Consider the following 19,949-nt stretch of genomic DNA (forward strand, 5'->3'; position numbering starts at 1 on the left):
TTTGTAAAACCCGCCCCTACAGGATTTAATTACCAACCCTAACCGTCAATTTGATAAACTATCTCCTACTTGTAAATGTTTTCCTGGACGCTCTGGATCTGCGATATACCAAGCTGGATTGCCATTGGGATCTCGCCCTAATTTGGCACCGGGTACAGGAGAATTGCTTGCGAAAACAGTTGACGATTTCGATCCATTTGTATTGCCATTTTTGTGGAAATCGATCGCCGGAACAGTCCCGCCAGACGGAGCGGCCAAAAATCCGGCTGACTGCAATTCGGCAATGCTGTTTTTAAATGCTTCCTTGGCAAAAGCAATATCTGCGTCGGAATGCGCTAGCGTCAGAAAACACGGGCGGTGATCCCAAATGTGAATTCCTTTTTCCCGCAGCGAGTAAAACAGCAGTTCTCCATGAGTAAAATCTTGCGGGTAGGTGATTTTGAACAGGGAACCAAAGTTTTTAACTGTGAAAGGTGCTTGCTCTCGATCGAACATGGCGTTCAATTCTGCAACGAATTTGTCGGTTTTGGCATTGAGATCGCGCTGCAATGAAGGCCCGCCCCGTTTCAAATATTCTAGGGATGCCTTGGCGGCTGCTAAAGTCAGGGGATGGCGCACAAAAGTCCCTGCAAAATAGGTAACGCCTACTTCCGGGAACGAGTCGTCGCCGAACTGCCAAAAACCGCCGTCTAAAGCGTCCATCCAGGCTGATTTGCCCGCGATTACCCCGATCGACATCCCGCCGCCGACGACTTTGCCGTAGGTGCCGATATCCGCTTGTACGCCGAAATATTCTTGGGCGCCGCCCGGTGCAACTCGGAATCCGGTAATCACTTCGTCCATAATGAAGGCGCAACCGGCTTGTTCGGTAATCCGGCGCACTTCGTGGAGGAATTCTCGCGGTTGCCAGTCGGGACGGCGACTTTGTACCGGTTCTACCATGATGGCTGCAAACTCGCCCGCCCGCGCTTTGAGGATTTCCAGGGATTCGGGTTCGCCGTAGTCGAGGATCAGGGTATTGTCAACAGCGGATTGAGGAATGCCCGGTGCTGCGGGGAGCGATCGCAGTTTTTTGGTGCCGCGCACGATTACTTCATCGAAAATCCCGTGATAGTCGCCCGTAAACATGACGATCGTACTGTTGCCAGTGACGGTGCGGGCTAGGCGCATTGCGCCCAAAACTGCCTCAGAACCCGTGTTGCAGAAGGCGGCGCGATCGTGTTTTGTCATCTCGCACACGAGCTCGGCAACTTCCCCGGCTAGCGGTGTTTGCGGGCCGATTTCATACCCGCGCTGCATTTGGGCTGCGATCGCTTCTGTAATAAATGCAGGCGAATATCCGAAAAAGTTCGACCCGAAACCGTTGGTTAAATCTACATACTCGTTACCGTCTTCATCCCAAAGTTTAGAACCGGACGATCGCCCCACCACGATCGGATAAACCAACTCTTTCATCGTCCGGTTAAACCCCGAAACTACCCGCGGATCGGCGAGGTGGTGGCGGTGAGTCTGAGTGTACTGTTTGGATTTCTGAGTTCGCGCCGTATATCGTTTGACAAATGTTTCTAAATATGCTGATTGCGACGGAGTTAATCCGTCGCGATCGGAGGTGTCGATGCGGGCGGCGGCACCGAACACCTTTTTTGCTTCTGCTGTTGGTTCTGCTGTTGGTGCTGCTGTTGGTGCTGCTGTTGGTGCGATCGCGCTGCCGTTAGTCTGGGATGGAGGGATATTTTGAACGGGTGCCGGCGGCTGCGGCATAACTTGACCGTTAGTTGTCGGTGCCGGCTGTGCGGGAACCAAACCAGCGCCGCCCAACAGTTCTAGCTGTCGCGACATAATTTGCAACTGCTGCCCGATCAGGTATTCGAGATTGCCAGACTGTACGGGATTCAAAATTTGAGGCCCCGGGCTGGGTAAGGGCAGATTTACAGGGGCGCTGACTGCAACGGGAGTGGCAATGGGCGCAGGAGGTGCTGCTGTCGGTGCGATCGCCGGTGCGGGTGCTGGTGCGGGCGCGGCTTGTTGGACGGCAGGAGTTGCAGGCAAAACCTCCGGCGGCAGAGCACCATCGATAAATTCAGATAAAGTGCCGAGAGTGGGAAAAGTTTCTAATAGCTGGCGAAAGGTAATTTTGATGCTAAATTCTTTTTGCAAATTCAGCGCAACTTGAGTTAAAGATAGAGAATCTAAACCCATTTCTAGGAAAGTTAAGTCCTCATCAACACTGCCTAAATCCTCGCCAGAAGTTTCTTCTAGGATGTTTTTAATTACAGGGATAAGTCTGTATTTGCGCGCTGCTTGTTGGGTTTCAACCTGTAAATTTGGCATCAGTAATTGGGAATTGGTAGTTGGTAACTGGGAAGTGGTAATTGGTAATTGAGAAGCGGGCAATTCCTCCACTATTTCACTCTTGCCCTCTGACACTTTTGGTTCGATCCAGAAACGCTTGCTCTCGAACGGATAAGTTGGCAAGGGAAGGCGATCGCGCGTTTCCTCTTGATAAAAGCTCTGCCAGTCGATCGATACTCCGCAAAGCCAAAGGTGTCCGGCTGCACTCAACAAAGCCGCCCATTCAGTTTGATTTTCAGGGCTGTCGCCGAGGGAAGAAATGGCAACTTGTTTTTTCAAATCTTTGGCTTGTTTGCGAGCTAAAGTAGCAGCCGTTGTTCTCGGCCCGACTTCCAAAAGTATCCGGTTCGGATCTTGCCAAAGCTCTTTTATCCCGTCGGCAAAACGCACTGTCGCCCGCAAATGCCGCGCCCAATACATCGGATCTGTTGCTTGTTCCGCTGTTATCCAACTAGCAGTTACAGTAGAAACAAATGGGATAGTTGGCGCTGACAACTGCACTTTTTTGACATATTCGGCGAAAGGTTCGACGATCGAATCTACCATCGGCGAATGAAAAGCGTGGGAAGTATGCAGTTGTTTGCAGACAACGCTTTCGCTTTCTAGTTGCTGCTGAAAAAGTGCGATCGCCTCCGTCGGCCCGGAAACCACGCACAAATCCGGCGCATTCACCGCAGCCACTGCCAAATCTGCACTCAACCGCCCCTCGACTTGCGCCGCCGGCAACCGCACCGACAGCATCGAACCCCCCGGCAAATCTTGCATCAAGCGCCCCCTCGCTGCCACTAACATCAAGGCATCCTCAAGGGAAAACACGCCTGCGATAGTTGCCGCCACAAATTCGCCGATGCTGTGCCCGATCGCACCTTGGGGAGTGACGCCCCAACTCTGCCACAGCTTGGAAAGCGCGTATTCTACGGTAAATATCGCAGGCTGAGTCAAGAAAGTTTGGCGCAGCGATTCGGCTGCTGTCGCTTCATCGCTGCCGGGATACAGGACTTTCCGCAAATCTCGGCCGAGGTGCGGCTGCAAAATTTCGGCGCAGCGATCGACTGTTTCGCGGAATAAAGGCTCGGATTCGTACAAATTCAAGCCCATATTGACGTATTGCGACCCTTGTCCCGGAAACATGAAGATTACTGCCGGATTTCTGGATTCGGCGCAGCGGGTTGCTGTACGCAGCGGCGGCAGCGATTCGAGTACCTGCACGGCATCGGCGCGATCGCTGCAAACGGCGAAACGGCGGTAATTGAAGGCTTGCCGCCCGGTTTGCAGGGTGTAAGCAGCATCGGCGAGATCGATCTCCGGGTTTTGGGCGAGGTGCGATCGCAAATTTGCGGTAGCTGCGTCCAAAGCAGATTGAGTTTTCGCCGACAGCAGCAGTAACTGCCGCGGGCGAGAAGGACTTGACGGTTCCAGTGCGGGCGCTTCTTCGAGGACAACGTGAGCGTTGGTGCCGCCGACGCCAAACGAACTGACTCCGGCTCTTCTGGGCGTTTTGCCGGCTTTCCATTCCGAGAGTTCGGCGTTGACGTAGAAGGGGCTGTTGGCAAAATCAATGGCTGGATTCGGTTGCTCGAAGTGCAGAGTGGCGGGTATTTGCTGGTGTTTGAGGGCTAAAGCTGTTTTGATCAGCCCTGTGACTCCCGCCGCGGCGATCGTGTGTCCGAAGTTGCTTTTGACGGAGCCGATCGCGCAAAATTGTTTGGCTGCGGTTTTCAGAGCAAAAGCCTGAGTCAGCGCTTCTATTTCGATCGGATCGCCCAGGGGGGTTGCCGTGCCGTGGGTTTCGACGTAGGATATGGTTTCGGGATTGACGTCTGCCATCGCGTGCGCCATCGCGATCGCGTCTGCTTGCCCGTCTACGCTGGGTGCGGCAAAGCTGACTTTGGCTGCCCCGTCGTTATTGAGCCCCACTCCGCGAATTACGGCATAGATTGTATCTCTGTCGGCGATCGCTTCTTCCAAACGCTTGAGGACAACTGCCCCTGCTGCGTTGCCGAACACGGTTCCTTCAGCCTTGGCGTCGAAAGGTTTGCAGTGTCCGTCGCTGGAGAACATCCCCCCTTCTTGATACAAATAACCGCTATTTTGGGGCACCGTAATTGATATCCCGCCGGCCAGGGCTAAATCGCATTGATAGCTCATCAAAGCATAAAAAGCTTGACAAACTGCAACTAATGATGTAGAACAAGCGGTATGCACGCTGACGCTCGGCCCTTTGAGATTCAGCTTGTAAGATGTGCGGGTAGCAATGTAGTCTTTTTCATTGGCTACCATCACCTGAAACTCGCCCGCGCGGGAAATTACATCCGATCGTCCGGCGATGTTGTTGGGAAAATAAGTATTGTTGCCCGTGCCGGCGTAGACTCCGATCGAGCCGTTGAAGGTATTCGGATCGCAGCCTGCATTTTCTAAGGCGGCCCAAGCGATTTCTAAAAAAACGCGCTGCTGCGGGTCGGTAATTTCGGCTTCGCGGGTGCTCACCCCGAAAAATGCTGCGTCAAAGCGATCGGCACCGTCAAGAATTCCTCTAGCTTTGACGTAATTCGGAGCCTGTTTGAGATTGGGGTCAATACTGGGGTCTAGTTCGGCGTCGTCGAACAACGTTGTGGACTCAACCCCGCCGCACAAATTCTGCCACAATTCACCGACACTGGCAGCACCGGGAAAGCGGCCCGCCATGCCAATAATCGCAATCCCGTCAAGTTCTGGGTTTTCTTGGGAATTAGTCATTAAATTAACGTTTTTTGGTAGATTGCTTCTGTCTGTTAAAAGCAGCTTTTTGCCGATCGGCCCTGTCTTGAAATTTGTTGTTAGATGGGCTTGCAGTCTGTCCCTGATTTAAATAATTTGCCAATTGGGCGATCGTCGGGTGCTGGAACAATTTGACAACCGGTAAGTCTTTAGCTAGCAGATCTCGGACTTGGACTGCGACTTGCAGCGTCATCAAAGAATTGCCTCCAATCTCGAAGAAATTGTCGTGAATGCCGACGCGATCGAGCTTCAGCAGCTTAGACCAAACACCCGCCAGCAAAAGCTCCAACTCGCTTTGCGGTGCAGCGTAACTCTGGGACTGTTCTTGTCGCTGCGAGTCAGGTGCCGGCAGGGCGCGGCGGTCGATTTTCCCGCTGGGCGTCTTCGGCATCGCCTCAACATTCACAAACACCGCAGGCACCATGTAATCTGGGAGTTGCCCTTGCAGGTAACGGCGGAGGTCGGCTATTGCCAATTGCTCCTCTGGATTGGCCACTATGTATGCAACCAGTCGTTTGTCCCCCGGTGCGTCTTCCCGCGCCAGCACCACAGCTTGTTTGACGGCGCGATGCTTTGCCAGTGCGGTTTCGATTTCTCCCAACTCTATGCGGAAGCCGCGAATTTTGACTTGGCCGTCAATCCGCCCGATGTACTCGATGTTACCGTCGGGCAGGTAGCGGGCTAAATCTCCTGTTTTGTAAAGGCGATCTTCTTCATCCTCGATCGTGAGTCTTTTATTTTGTCGAAAAGGGTTGGGAATAAATTTTTCAGCAGTCAAGTCCGGGCGGTTGAGATAACCCCGCGCTAAACAAATGCCCCCGATGTATAGTTCTCCCGCTACTCCTAAAGGTATAGGCTCACCATCTTTTTGTAACAAATATATCTGCGTGTTGGCAAGAGGGCGGCCGATCGGAGGCAGTGCGGGCCAATCTCCGGGCGGGCCTGCGAGGGTATAAGCTGTAACAACGTGGCTCTCGGAGGGGCCGTATTGATTGTGCAGGGTACAATTTTCTAGCTGCTGAAAGAAACTGGCTATGTAACGGTTGACTTGCAACTGTTCGCCGGCGGTGATTACTTCGCGCAGGGATTTCGGTATTAGCTGATAGGTATCGGCTGCTTCGGCTAAGTGTTGCAGGGCGATAAAAGGAAGAAATAGTCTTTGAATCTTTTGTTTGTCGATTAGCTGCAACAAACTCTGGGCATCTCGCCGGATTTCTTCTGTGATGAAAACGAGGGTGCCGCCGGCACACCAAGTACAGAACATTTCTTGAAACGAGACATCGAAGCTGAGAGATGCAAATTGCAGGGTTTTGGCTGCGCCTTCAAGGCTGGAGTTTTGCAGTTGCCACGCAATTAGGTTGACTAAGGCGCGGTGCGGGAGGGGAACTCCTTTGGGTTTACCGGTGGAACCTGATGTATATATTGTATAAGTTAAATTTTGGGGAGAGACGCTGCTAGCTGGGTTTTCCGTGCTTTGACTGCTGATTGTTTCCCAGTCTGCGTCCAAGCAAACGGCGCGGGCTTGATGTGCGGGCAGCCCCGATACTAAGTGAGATTGAGTGAGGATAACCGGAGCTTGGGTGTCGGCTAACATGAAGGTCAGCCGTTCTTGGGGGTAGGCTGGATCGAGGGGAACGTAAGCTGCGCCTGCTTTGAGAACGCCTAAAACGGCGATCGCAATTTCTAAGGAACGTTCCATGCAAATAGCTACTAAAACATCGGGCCCGACGCCTAATTGCTGCAAGTAATGGGCTAGTTGATTGGCTTTGGAATTGAGTTCCAGGTAGGTGAGTTGCTGTTGGAGATTTTGGGAAAAAACGGCGGCAATGGCATCGGGCGATCGATCGACTTGTGCTTCAAATAATTGGTGAACGCATTTGTCTTGCGGATAATTTGCTTGAGTTTGGTTCCACTCCAGCAACTGAGCAAGTTCGGCTGCTGTCAGCATTGACAATTTGCTGATTTTCTGCTGGGGATTCGCGGCTATACTTTCTAGCAAAGTTTGCAGGTGTCCCAACATTCTGGTAATGGCGATCGGATCGAACCGCTGGCGATCGCCCGCAATTTTCAACAGCAGTTCGGTTCCCCCGTATGCGTAAACAGTTAGGGGAAAACTTGTCTGTTCCAAAAGCTGAAATTCTCGGTTTTGCCAGTTGCCGCCCAGAGCTTGCAAGGCAGAGTTAATGTGAGATTTTTCAACCACTAGCAGGCTTTCAAATAAAGCTGTGCCGCGGGGAATCTCGCTCCATTCTTGAGTTTTTGCCAGCGGCACGTTCCGGTATTCTTGAAATGCCGTCCACTGAGTTTGCAGTTGTTTGAGCCAGTCGATCGCTGGTAAATCGGGAGATACAATTACCCGAAATGGCAAAGTATTTATGAATAATCCTACCGCTGATTCTGCGTTTTCTCGATTCTGCGATCGGCTGTTGCAAATAGTTCCAAATACTACATCTTCAGAACCGGAACAGCGGCTCAAAAGTAAAGCCCACGCTCCTTGCAGCAGGGTATTTATGGTTAGTTTGTGTTCTTGAACTAGGGAGTTTAAGGCTGCGGTTACGGTGCTAGAAAGCCGGATTTCTGGTTCTGCTGATAAATTTTCTGTTGGTGTCAGGAACAGGTCAGATACCTGTTCAACAACTGATGAATTTCCTGGTGGGACGGGCATCTTGCCCGCCCTTGAAAAATCGCCAACCAGAGGGGTAGGAGCGCTGAAACCGCTTAAGTATTGTTTCCAGAATGTTTCTGCTTTCGAGATGTCTGGCTGCTTCCACTCGATGCAATCTCGATCGCAGCGGGGCGGTTTTAATTCTAATGGTCGATCGGCCATTAAAGATTCATACAAGGTAAAAACTTCTTGCAAAACAATAACTGCCGAGGTACTGTCAAGCAAAATGTGGTGATAAGTCCAGATGAGTTTGTACTCAGTTTCCGACCAGCGGAACCAAGCCAAACGCATCAGCGGAGGTTGAGTGAGATCAAAGGCTTGCAGGCGATCGGCTTCCAAATAGGTTGCGAGTTGGTTTGCACGATCGCCCTCCGACAAATTGCGCCAGTCTTGCTCAACACTTGGGAGTTCAACTTGGTGATGTACCATTTGCAGGGGAACTTCTTTACCTGACCAAGAAAAGCTGGTTCTCAAGATTGGATGCCGCTGCACTATTTGCTGCCAAGCTTTGATGAAAGCTGAAACATTCAAATTTTCCCGAATACTACAGATCGCTTGTTCGATGTCTATCCCTGATTGTTGACCCGAAAGGCTGTCAAACAACATCCCTTGCTGTATCGGTGAAAGTTGATAGGAAGATTCACTATCAGTAGTTGCGGATTGCGGGCGATCGTCTGCTGGCAATGACATATTTATATGTAAGTATTGATAGAAAAGACTTGTGAGCAACTGTAGCCGGATTTTTAAGGCTTTTTTAAATAACTATTGATCCCCAAGCACCGTAAAATCACGGTAAAATTCTCGCTAGCGTGTATCTGAATGTTTGGTTTTTGGGGGTGCAATATTTTATCGGCTCAGCCGATGTTAACTCAAACTCTACCGCGCTGTAAAGTATCATTTATACATTTTACGGATACATTCGCTCAAGAGCATTTCCCGTTCAGCAACCGTGTAATTCCACAGCCTGTAAATGTGAAAATTGCTTAATATTTTGTTGACGATCGACTTTCTTCTCTCAAGAATAACTAAAGCCTTCAACATCTGCTATAACAGGCTGACATCCGCACTCAACAGCAATGATTTGCATCCTGTCTGCTGGCAATCGCTGCGCTAGATTAGCTACAGGCAACCTCAACCTTTAAAGAAAGCTATGGGATATTTTATTGGTGCGATCGTCCTCGGAATGTTTATTTGGGCTGGATTCGATATCGCGCATACCATCCGCAACAGGGAACTGAATCGCTCCGAAATCAACAAAAAAATTCAAGCTGAAATGGTCTAAGAGACATATTGCTGTCAATTTTTGGATTTTGAATAACCACAGAAAGTATAAAATATCGTTCGGACGCACCGTTTATTGGCTGGTGCGTCAGCGGTAGGATGCGTCAGATTAGAGATTTTTAAGAAGTATGAAAAATCGAATTCTGACGCACCATTTATATCATGTCCGGTAAATTAGTTATAATTTGTCATTGCGAGCGGAACGCACGCAGTGCAGCGAAGCACTTGCCACCATCTGAGATTGCGACACGATCGCGAACAATGACAAGTGATTAGCCGAACATGATATTATCGAGCGGTGCATCAGCTTGGAGATTGTTAGTTTGTGGCGCAAATAATGTGAATTGACGCACCCTAGTTATTCGAGTATTTAATGAATGGAAAATACAATTTAAAATTTTCCATTCATTTATCGTTATTACCCCTTAGCCTCAACCCAAATCGTCATCCCCTCAACCCTCAAACCTTTGCCGCGAGTGCCGCAATATTGACCGTTAGCAGTAACCGGAGTATCGCCTACATTCTGAATGTGAGCCGTATAAAATACGTCGTATTTATCAGCTTGCGGTCCAGTCAGCCGCGCGGCAAATCCCTCAATGCGCTTCGCTTTGCCCCGGAAGCCAGCTAGCTCGCCTTCCGATATCCAAGCAGTGTCGCCAACTCCTTCAACGTGAGCCATGTACTGCAAATTTAAACCGGCAACGGGAGGTTCTATTTTAATTTGAAATCCTTCCACGCGGCGGCCTTGAGCGCGTGTGCCGGCATATTCTCGATCGCTAAAAGTTCGATCGCCAATTCCTTGAATGTGCGCCAACACTTTTAAACCCACAGGCGCCGCTGTTTGGGAACTCGCAGACGGCGCGATCCAAACTTTGATGCCCTCGATTCTCAAAGCTTTGCCGCGAGTGCCGCAATATTCGCCGTTGGAGGACACATCGGTGTCGCCGATATTCTGAATGTGAGCGCTATAAAATACGTCGTACTTATCAGCTTGCGGCCCGCTCAACCGCACTGCAAATCCTTCAATTCGTTTCGCTTGACCCCGAAAACCAGCCAATTCTCCTTCGCTGAGCCAAGGAGTATCGCCAACACCTTCGACGTGAGCCATGTACTCGACATTTAAGCCGGGAATTGGAGGATCGATATTAATTTGAAATCCTTCGACGCGGCGCCCTTGAGCTTTAGTACCCGCGTATTCTTGAGCACCGAAAGTTCGATCGCCAATTCCCTGAATGTGCGCCAAAACTTTGATTCCCAAAGCGCCCTCTACAGGAGCCTGTTGAATGTTGCGAGGTGCGCCAAAAACAATGTTCCCGGAGCCGGTTGTCTGGAGGGACTGAGGTACTTCGACGCTGGGAACGATAATCACCTCGTGCATGGGGGCCGAAGGTGCGGGGGATTCCAAAATTTGGATCTGTGGCGCAACTGCAACTTGTTTCGGCGCAACATTTCCCGACGGAATGATAATCACTTCGGGTAAGGGTTGGGCGCTGATTTTTGGTTCTGGCGCTGCTTTCAATGCGGGTTCGACTTTAGCAGGTGCTGCTTTTACCATCTCAGCAATGGTTAATTTGCCTCTGGAAATGGCGACAGCTATTTGTTTGCCAAAAGCGGCGCTGACTGTTTCTTCGAGGATGACCCACTGTTCGTCGTCTAATTTGTCTTGCTGTTCCACCAGGGCGAGCACTGCTGAAACTGGGTGCTTGCCGCTGACTAAAGATTCAGCGTCTGAATGCAGTTGAGTTGGAGTTGATTCGGAAATCGCGCGGTGCAGTTCGCGGGCTTTGGCATGAACTGATTGTAAGGGCGCGAAGTCGCTTTGTTCGCGGTGGGCGATCGCCAATACTCGATCGATAACTTTCAAAGCTGCGTCGCGAATTTCTGCTTTACCTTCGGAAGCTGCTACAGTCTCGACTAAGTTTTGAATGTCTTTGAGGGAAGCAATTTCCCCCGGCGCGATCGTGGATTTGTTGAGTTCGAGAGCTTGTTTTTGGACTGTGGCAAAGTTGCGGCTGTAGGTGGCTACTTCTTGCAGCAAGCTGTCAGAGGGAGGAAGGCCCGAGTCTTGCAGTTGTTTGGCTGCTTGGGAAAGGCGATCGGCCAAATTAGCATAAGTTTCCGATAGTCGGGCTATTTGTTGTAGCAAATCTTTATGAACTGGTTCCATATGTCTTGCAGTAAATATTTAACTTGCTGATTATAGACGTTGAGCGTCTTCTGAAGGTACAAGGCAGTAGTCATTAGTCATTAGTCATTAGTCATTAGTCATTAGCCATTAGTTCGAGGGAAGAAGAAAAATGCTCCCACTGGGACACTCCCCCACTCAGACACTCTCCGACTCCACCACCCGGACACTCTCCGACTCCCCCCTCCCCCACTCCGACTCCCCCCTCCCCCGCGTGATCGCCGTCACATCCGTGCAAATACTTAGTCACACTCTGCGACTCCGGCTGTCACCGCTAGCCTTTAACAATGTCACACCAATCGAGCAATAGCCGTCACTGCCGATTCGCTTAAAACGGTTGATACTGAAACTTCAAGCAATAAAACCCAGAAGTGTTATGGTACTGATTCGCGACCTCGCCCAACAAGCTCTGACCCTAGGCTATCTCACTATTGAAGCCGAAAATCAACTGCGGCGGATGTTAACTACTACCAAGTATGAGCTGGAAGACTTAAATGCTTTTATGGCTCTGCAACTAGCAGCTATGTCCGGAGGAGTGAAACAAGAGTCTCGCGAGCTGAGACAATTTGAAATGTTTGGCGAGACAGCCTCTAAAACTTCCTGTTAGTAATTAGTTGGCTTTTGATGGGTGCAAATTTAGTAAGGGACATTTCGATCGTGCAGATTCGTGAAGTTGTAAAACAAGCTATTGCCGCTGGATATCTGAGTCTGGAAGCGGAAAATGAAATGCAGCAGATTTTTTCGTCAGCTAAGTGTGATTTAGAAGATTTGAATGCTTTTATGAGCTTGCAGTTAGCTGCGATGGCGGGTCGCGTGAGGCAAGAGTCCTTGGAATCGATAAGAGTGTCTAATTTTCAGGAAATAAATTAATCAACTTTATTCAATCATCTGACGCGATAAATATTAATTTATCGGCAAAAAACAGGTTTATATGATATTTAAATGGTGTTCAGCTTTATCCTAAATTCATTAATTTTAAAAATTTTGCTAAGTGGGTTCGATCGGTATCGATCGAAATCCAATTAAATTTAAATCAATATTCAAGTTGGTAGTGAGGACTTGAGTCCTCAAAGGCAAGGCTTGGACGATCGGACATATCAAGGTGTAGTCAACGTGTTTGTGTCGTAACGGTTGAGGATTACTCTTGAGATGTTATTTATTATTAATTACCTATCAAATAAAAACATCACTCGCCGGAAACAGATATTTCGAGCATTTGAGCTACTTTTTTATCACCTATACAGGTCTGACTTGGATGAGGGGCAACAATTTACGATCGGTGATTAACTGGACTTGGTATGAAACAGCTAATATTATGTACCCTCAATCGACCCCATCAAATTGGTTGGTAGTGAGGGCTAAAGTCCTGATAAAACTACTTCGGACTTGGGTCGTCACTACAAACTTTATAACGGTTACTTTACCAAACATTATATAATAACTGAGACTATTTGCGACTCTGACGCTCTAACTCTTTAATTACTCTTAGAACAAACAGCGACATTAAAGCGCCAATTAATGCCAGTTGCCACAACCCGCATCCGGCCGCCGTTCCTAAAGCTGCTGATACCCAAATAGCGGCCGCAGAGGTGAGTCCGTGAACTTCTACTTTGCCTATTTCTTGTTGACTTTGCCGCAGGATTTCTCCGCCTCCCAAAAACCCAATCCCGGCAGCAATGCCTTGAATTACGCGCTCTACAGAATCTCGTCCGTTTTCATGTTGACCCATTGACAGCGGTATTAAAACAAACAGTGCAGAACCCATACTTACTAGCATATGAGTTCTCAAACCCGCTGGTTTGTGTCTGAGTTGGCGCTCCCATCCAATAATTCCGCCAACAAACATGGCTAGGCACAACCTTAACAGTATGCCTAGCCAATTATCGGGAGACCACAAGTTAGCGATCGACAATGTTTTACTGCAAATAATTAATCGGAAGATCCCAATATTAGCGGAGTACGATGTCCGATCGCAATCTCACTGCCAAATCTTGTTCCGGGCGAATCACGATCACGTCAACGCTGCGCCGCCCCAACAAGACACCAGCTAAAGCGCCGATCCCAGCACCTCCCAATACTTCTTCAGTGGCGATCGCTTTGTCGCCGGTAATGCCTGCTAGTGCTGCTGCTGCTGCTGCACCCAATGCTGCACCTTGGGCTAATGAACCTGTGCCAGCACCTTTTTGGACTCTTTCTGTTCTGGTAATAACTCCTGAATTTCCGTCAATCCGATAGCGTTGGCGGCGGCTGATAATTAACTCTCTGGCAACAAATTGAGTACCAATTTGATTGCCCCTTCTGACAGGTTGCAATACCCCGACTATTTGGCTGCCTGCGGGGATTAATACTCTGCCTTGACCTGTGCGGATGTCTCGCGCTACTGTTAAAGTTAAAGGTGCAGTTTCTTCGCGCGTGACAATAATTTTGTCTTTTTCATAGCTAACTGGAATTACACTGCCCGAGGGAATTCGGATGCTATCAAATTGGGAAATTCGTTGTTGAGCTTCTGCGGGAGTAGCTACTACCAGCGGCGCGCTGGTTGCAACTGTAATGCCCAGTGCGAGGATTGCTGCTGTTGCTGAACGCCATTTTTGAGAAGTAATCATATAAATTGTCTCCTTGCTTCGGTTTTGGTTTACTTAGGAACGCACTACTGCTAAAATTGTTTCTGGTTTCGCCTTCATCTGATGTTTTAATTATGGCAGGCTGGAATTCTACAAGTTGGGAAGATAAGGTAGATAATCCAGAATTTGAAAATTTGGAAAAATCGAGAAAACCCGCAAGACAGGGGCGATCGGGAAGATAAGGAAGATAGTCAACAGTCAGCAGTCAACTGTCAACAGTCAACAATTAATTGTTGAGAGCGTTTAAGGCTAATAATCCAGCACCGAAAGCTGGTTCGTATCGGGGCAAAATTACCTTAGCTGTCGGGGCGATCGCACTTATTGCCGCTTCAAACCGACCCCGGCAATTTGCCTCGCCGCCCCACACGCCTCCTACGAGCACAATTTCAAATTCTTCTCTGGGGTTAAATAGCGCTGAAATGGCTATTTTTGTTGAAAAGGTTAATTCTGCCACGGCACTATTGATAATGCCGTCAGCGACGCGATCGCCCTCTGCTGCGACTCGATCGACAATCGGCGCTAAAGCTGCAATTTCTTTCACTCCCCAACCGCGCCGGTAAACGACTTCTACCAATTCTTCTAGGTGATTTAGGCCTAAATGGTTTTGAAAATTTTCTGCAAGTGCTGTAAAGTCTCCGCGTCCGTCATAGAACTTCAAAGCCGCTTGCAAACCTTGAACGGCGATGTCATATCCGCTGCCTTCATCGCCTAAAAGATATCCCCAACCGCCGACTCGTTTAGTTTTCCCTTGACTGTTTTGCCCGAAAACAATCGAACCGGTTCCTGAAATAACGGTGATACCGACTGGATAGCCCGTGCCGCCAACAAGTGCGATCGCGCAGTCGCTGCAAATTACTATATTCCTGGGAAGGAACGATCGGGTTACTGGTAAAGTATTCGTCAACTGCAAGTTCTGCACTACAAATTGCACTATTTCAAGATCTTTTGGACGCCCGACACCTGCTAGTCCCAGACCAATTGCTTCTATGTTGAGATTGCCTACAGCTTCGAGCTTAGCGGACAGAACTGCTCGTTCGATCGCCAATTGGATGGATTGTTTTGCTGTCTCAATTCCCAGCGTTTGATAATTTGACGGCCCTGCTTCACCCCGTCCCAAAACAAGGTGGTTTTCGTCCATTAAGAGGCAGATAGTTTTAGTGCCGCCGCCGTCGATGCCGAATACGTAACTCATGAATAATTTAGAGAATAATAGAGCAACCCAGATTAACAGAGATATCTCTATTCTACGCTTTGTACACAATCCGATTAAATTGACAGAGCAATGCTAATAAGAATTAAACCTAATAAAGCTAACCAAACGAGATGGCGCTGACACCAATTTTTGATTGATTGCGGCCAGCCACCGCTGATGTAACGGCTCGTCTGCGGCACAAGCGGCTCAGCTCTATCGTGATAAAGCGTGCATTCTTTGGCAAAAGGACGTTGCGGGTAGTTGCAAGTGTCATCTTCGTGATAAATACAGGTAGTGCACAGAAATTCTTCGGCTTGCGATCTATAAAGGGGGATACCCGGATGACCGAAAGCCTTGAGAGGGGTTTTGCAGTGCGCACAGGCGATCGCTCGGGCGTCTACAGGTTGGTGACAGCGGGGGCAATCAGGCATAGATAGGATGTGATTGGGTAATTTTGTCGGTAGCTCATTAGGGGGTTTACCGAACGCTGCTCGACACGCTAAACTCGCCATCAGGCGGCTGGATGCTCCAAAATAGAAAGGTAGGTGTGCGCTGATGTAACTTTAAGTGTACAGATAGTTTCGCAGCGACAGCAGGCGACCTGAGCCGATCGAGTATGAAGAGCAAACAGTAGGAAAAATATATGGATAACAATAGCAACTTACTCAAACAACTGGTAATGCTCGGCATTGGTACTACCTCCCTGGTGGCCGAGAAATTGCAGGAAGTCAGCGAGCAATGGGTCAAAGATGGCAAAATCAATTCCGACCAAGCCAAAACCTTTGTCGATGACATGACTGAGCATCTCAAGTCTGAACAGGGCAATTGGGATACGCAGTTGCAGCGGCAACTGCGGAATATGCTGCAGGATATGGGAGTCCCCCGACAATCCGAAATGGATGAGTTGCGGGGAAGGCTCGATCGTCTCGAACGTCAGATGCGGGATTTAGAAAACCGTAACTGGCGCTGAGTTCGATCGGGTCTGTCGGTGCGCTGCTATCTTGTGATAAGATTGTCACCCGAAGGCAGAAGGCTCAAAAAGGCACTTATGTAGAAGCCACTTATGTATAATTACAAACATTCTGACTTCATACTTTTGCCTTTAAAATTATCTGGAACCTGCCATCTTTTGGTGGAAAAGTTCAGATAAAATTTGGTAGTTATTGTTGTACTAGATGTCTTAGAGATCTGAGATATCGCGGTTAAAATTATCAGGAGGATTAATTTTGCGAGGAGTTCTAGTGAGTTTGGGGGTAATGCTGGTTTGCTTTGTGTTTTTGATAGTCGCTCAAATGGGCGGTTCTGGGTCTCAAGCAGTTGCCGCCGAATTGAACAATATTTTACCCGAGACTGCTATTGAGAAGTTGTCAGCGCCGTCTTTGGAAGAAGATAGCTTGCTAGTAGCTGATGCTACTTTACCTGAGGTACCAGCTACTATCGCTGGCAATAATATGACTGATAATACTGAGAAAACTGTCACCACAGATTCAGGTCTGAAATATGTTGAATTGAAAGAGGGTAATGGGGCGACTCCAAAAACCGGGCAGACGGTTGTCGTGCACTACACTGGAACTTTGGAAGATGGCACGAAGTTTGACAGTTCGCGCGATCGCAATTCTCCTTTTCAGTTCAAAATTGGCGTGGGTCAAGTAATTAAGGGTTGGGATGAAGGTGTCGGTACGATGAAAGTTGGAGAGCGCCGCAAGTTGATTATTCCCCCTGAACTCGGTTACGGCGCTCGCGGTGCCGGCGGGGTGATTCCTCCTAATGCTACGCTGATTTTTGATGTGGAATTGTTGAAAATCGCTGGCTAGGTAGCTCAATCTAATTCAACGTAAAACTTTTACGGTGTTTAGAAACCCGGTTTTTTTAAGAAACCGGGTTTCTGTGTAAGATTGCGTCTGGTAAATAACTACAATATTTGTAGTGGCAGGTTTCACCAACCATCTTTTATTCACATCGATACGAAAATATCTATAAACCCGCCCCCACTTAATCGACCAAACTTTATAACTGCCAATTCAACGGACATAATATCAGCCCTAGTTGATTTACGATCGCTTCGGAGATGCCAGATTGCGAAAGCAGGTAAATTGGGCGTCGAATAATAGTTTGATGATTCCTGTGGGGCCGTTTCTGTGTTTGGTAATAATTACTTCTGCAATTCCGCGATCGGGCGAATCAGGGTTGTAATATTCATCGCGGTAGAGCATAATTACTAAATCCGCGTCTTGCTCGATAGAGTTGTGAACTATGATGTCATTAGCGACAAAATTATGCAGTGCAGGCACTGTTAAATCGTAAACCTCAGCTTCGCCATCAACTTCTATTGAGGCGATTTCATCCCAGTAAACATCGCTCTTAGATAAGAGGGCAAGTTCATCAGATTTAACAATTGTAGCTAATCTGAATGCCCGTTCCCGACCAAGGTTGTGTTTGTAAAGGGTTGTACCACAATATAAGTTGCCAAGCTGTGCTTGCATCTGGCGTGTAGTTAAACCAAATTGCTGCATAGCAGGAACAGCATACATTTTCCACACATCACGCGGTATGACATCTCTATTAGTATTGCTAGAACGAATTTCAATGTATTCTGCAATTTCTGTCAGAGCTTGCTGTTTGTAGTTACCTACTGCACCAATCAAATGAATAAACTTATCTAAATCAGGTCTTCCAGTAACCCAAACTTGATGTTGCTCTCGCCCTTTCCCTGGCTGGGGGCTTAAAAATAAGCGGGCATTGATACCAAGTCTGAGTAAAAGTGACTGAACATCTCTTGCCAATTTTTCACTACTGGAAGCATAGTAAACACTAGGGTAATGACATTTACCCCTAGCTGTTTTTATGCAACCATCAGTACACCAAAGATGGCGTAAAAATAAAGCTATTGCTTCTTGAGGCTGCTCAAATATTTGATTAGGGACAAACTTCTGGTGAGAACGCAGACCAAAAACACCTAAAGCATCTAGCCATTCAGTTACAGGATTCCTCACATTATGTGTGAGATGATAGGCGGCAGGAAGATAAACTTGATACCAATCACGTTCTTTACAAATACGAGGTATGATTCGCTCTCCAAAGACTTCTATTGCAAGATTTGCAACTGTATTGGCTAAATCTTCCTCTCTAGTAGTGTATTGAATAACGTGTCGAGGTAGAGTACATCCGTCTCCAATCATGTGTCCTAGCAAGGCTATTTCGGCATTGTCCATCGATTGGATCGAGGAACTTGATACGTATCTAGGTAGGGCAATGCGATCGCCTATTTTTAACTCGTCCAATCGCCGCCAGCCGTGAATGGTTAAGAACTTATGATTGCCAGTGGCTCTAATTGCTCGTCCCAAACGAGTTTGCAGTCGTAGTAAAGGCTTCACACCTGTAGCAAAAGCATTGCTAACAACGGCTTTTTCTAACTGCATGGTGGCTTCATTGAGCGCCCAAACCGTGAAGCCAGATTTTCCTACTAATTCACGAATTGGTACGCGCACACCAGTATCTGCTAGCATTACCAAACTATCACCTGTTAAGCAGCCACTTTCTCTCAAATCAGACATCATCGGCCGCTTGTTTGTCCTCGCTTCCACGCCCCGACTCAACTGAGATAAGGCAATAATCGGCACGTTGAGTTCGCGGGCTAAACCTTTAAGGCTTCTGGTAATTCGAGATAGTTCTTGCACGCGGTTGTCGCTGCTGCCTTCCATTAATTGCAGGTAATCTAGCAAGATTAATCCTAGGGCTCCGCCTTGTTCTGCTTGGAGGCGGCGGGCTTTCGATCGTATTTCTGTGACGGTAATACTGGGAGTATCGTCAATAAATAGTGGTAGTTCTGATAAATTGCCAATGGCTGTACTGATTGGTTCCCATTCGTTTTGACTGATTCTACCCGATCGCAATCGGTTACTTTCTATTTTGGCTTCGCTGGACAGGATACGCTGCACTAGCTGTTCTTTCGACATTTCTAAGCTGAAAACGGCAACCGGCAATTTCTGCTGTCCGGCTGCGATGTGGTGGGCGATGTTGGTACAAAAAGCCGTTTTACCCATCGCCGGCCTGGCTGCAACGATGATTAAATCCGATCGCTGAAAGCCTCCTGTCATAGCATCTAAGTCATAAAAACCGCACGGAATACCGGGAAGTGTGAGGCCTTCATTGCGATTTTCTAGGTCTTGAAATGTTTGGTTTAGCGTTTCGCCGATCGACACTAAATCCTGTTGCGGACGTTCTTGAGTTATGCTGAAAATTTCTTGTTCGGCGCGGTCTAAGACTGTTTCTAGCGGAGTTGCCGTCTCGTAACCTAATTGTACTATGTTGTTGCCAGCTTCGATTAATTTGCGGCGCTGATATTTGTCTTCAACTAAAACTGCATATTGGTCGATGTTGACTGCGGAAACTGTGCGATCGACTAATTGTGCTAATTTAGTTAGTCCTCCTACTTGCTCTAACTGGTTGCGGTCGGTTAGAGAAGTCGTTACCGTCATTAGATCCGTAGGTTGACCCTGTAAAAACAACCCTAATGCCGATCGATAAATGACTTGATGAGCGGCGATCGCAAAAAACTCCGGCCGCAGAAGTTCGGCTATTCGGGAAATAGCTTCGGGGTCAATTAAAATCCCGCCCAAAATTGCTTCTTCTGCCTCTATATTTGTCGGCATCAAATCGCTCATTAGTCAATATTTCTCAGTCATTGGTCATTGTCATTAGTCATTAGTTATTAGTTTAGGACTTACGCACCAACTCTATCTGTAGGGTGCTTATGGGCGCACCTTATTCCTACGTATAGCGCATTAAACCATTTTTTGCGTAAATCCTATAGTTATTAGTTGCCAGTGATTAGTCCTCAGTTTTAAATCTGCAAGTTAGCAGTCCTCAGTCCTTAGTTAGCGTTACTCACTT

General features: G+C 48.1%; 14 protein-coding genes. 5 read left to right on the top strand and 9 right to left on the bottom strand.

Going from position 1 to position 19,949, the window contains the following annotated elements:
* Positions 1-45 precede the first annotated feature (45 nt).
* Positions 46-5,088, bottom strand: a complete 5,043-nt coding sequence (locus QUA20_RS16560) for an aminotransferase class III-fold pyridoxal phosphate-dependent enzyme (protein ID WP_333189981.1) — start codon at positions 5,086-5,088, stop codon at positions 46-48.
* Positions 5,089-5,092: 4 nt separating this feature from the next.
* On the bottom strand, positions 5,093-8,464 hold the full coding sequence (locus QUA20_RS16565; protein WP_333189983.1) for an amino acid adenylation domain-containing protein: 3,372 nt from the start codon (positions 8,462-8,464) through the stop codon (positions 5,093-5,095).
* Between the two features lie 460 nt (positions 8,465-8,924).
* On the opposite strand from QUA20_RS16565, the gene QUA20_RS16570 reads away from it, so the two are divergent.
* Entirely contained in the window at positions 8,925-9,056 is a 132-nt protein-coding gene (locus QUA20_RS16570; RefSeq protein ID WP_333189985.1) for a hypothetical protein, read from the top strand.
* A gap of 417 nt (positions 9,057-9,473) precedes the next feature.
* Here QUA20_RS16570 and QUA20_RS16575 read toward each other — a convergent pair whose 3' ends face one another.
* Positions 9,474-11,222 (bottom strand): hypothetical protein, encoded by a 1,749-nt coding sequence (locus QUA20_RS16575; RefSeq protein ID WP_172191843.1) that lies wholly within the window; start codon positions 11,220-11,222, stop codon positions 9,474-9,476.
* Between the two features lie 94 nt (positions 11,223-11,316).
* A complete protein-coding gene (locus QUA20_RS16580) occupies positions 11,317-11,490 on the bottom strand; it encodes a hypothetical protein (RefSeq protein ID WP_333189988.1) in 174 nt (57 codons plus the stop codon).
* Positions 11,491-11,616: 126 nt separating this feature from the next.
* Between QUA20_RS16580 and QUA20_RS16585 the strand changes: the two genes are divergently transcribed.
* Together QUA20_RS16585 and QUA20_RS16590 are read left to right on the top strand one after the other, a co-directional pair.
* Positions 11,617-11,847, top strand: a complete 231-nt coding sequence (locus tag QUA20_RS16585) for a hypothetical protein (RefSeq protein ID WP_333189990.1) — start codon at positions 11,617-11,619, stop codon at positions 11,845-11,847.
* A 47-nt stretch (positions 11,848-11,894) separates the two neighbouring features.
* Positions 11,895-12,110, top strand: coding sequence for a hypothetical protein (locus QUA20_RS16590; protein ID WP_333190052.1), 216 nt, complete (start codon positions 11,895-11,897; stop codon positions 12,108-12,110).
* 577 nt (positions 12,111-12,687) lie between these two features.
* Here the strand turns inward: QUA20_RS16590 and QUA20_RS16595 are convergent.
* The 4 genes from QUA20_RS16595 to QUA20_RS16610 all read right to left on the bottom strand — a co-directional run bounded on the left by QUA20_RS16595 (position 12,688) and on the right by QUA20_RS16610 (position 15,487).
* Positions 12,688-13,152: an MgtC/SapB family protein gene (locus QUA20_RS16595; RefSeq protein WP_333189991.1), complete on the bottom strand. Its 465-nt coding sequence runs from the start codon at positions 13,150-13,152 to the stop codon at positions 12,688-12,690.
* 37 nt (positions 13,153-13,189) lie between these two features.
* Positions 13,190-13,846: a hypothetical protein gene (locus QUA20_RS16600; RefSeq protein WP_333189993.1), complete on the bottom strand. Its 657-nt coding sequence runs from the start codon at positions 13,844-13,846 to the stop codon at positions 13,190-13,192.
* Positions 13,847-14,090: 244 nt separating this feature from the next.
* On the bottom strand, positions 14,091-15,056 hold the full coding sequence (locus QUA20_RS16605; RefSeq protein WP_333189995.1) for a BadF/BadG/BcrA/BcrD ATPase family protein: 966 nt from the start codon (positions 15,054-15,056) through the stop codon (positions 14,091-14,093).
* Between the two features lie 74 nt (positions 15,057-15,130).
* Complete coding sequence (locus QUA20_RS16610; RefSeq protein ID WP_172185914.1) at positions 15,131-15,487, bottom strand: zinc ribbon domain-containing protein; 357 nt, start codon at positions 15,485-15,487, stop codon at positions 15,131-15,133.
* Between the two features lie 212 nt (positions 15,488-15,699).
* On the opposite strand from QUA20_RS16610, the gene QUA20_RS16615 reads away from it, so the two are divergent.
* Positions 15,700-16,026: a phasin family protein gene (locus QUA20_RS16615; RefSeq protein WP_333189997.1), complete on the top strand. Its 327-nt coding sequence runs from the start codon at positions 15,700-15,702 to the stop codon at positions 16,024-16,026.
* A 256-nt stretch (positions 16,027-16,282) separates the two neighbouring features.
* Entirely contained in the window at positions 16,283-16,870 is a 588-nt protein-coding gene (locus QUA20_RS16620) for an FKBP-type peptidyl-prolyl cis-trans isomerase (RefSeq protein WP_333189999.1), read from the top strand.
* Positions 16,871-17,107: 237 nt separating this feature from the next.
* On the opposite strand, the gene QUA20_RS16625 is transcribed toward QUA20_RS16620, so the two are convergent.
* Complete coding sequence (locus tag QUA20_RS16625; RefSeq protein WP_333190000.1) at positions 17,108-19,720, bottom strand: replicative DNA helicase; 2,613 nt, start codon at positions 19,718-19,720, stop codon at positions 17,108-17,110.
* Positions 19,721-19,949 lie beyond the last annotated feature (229 nt).

The sequence above is a fragment of the Microcoleus sp. Pol7_A1 genome (assembly GCF_036701085.1).
GTDB lineage: Bacteria > Cyanobacteriota > Cyanobacteriia > Cyanobacteriales > Microcoleaceae > Microcoleus > Microcoleus asticus.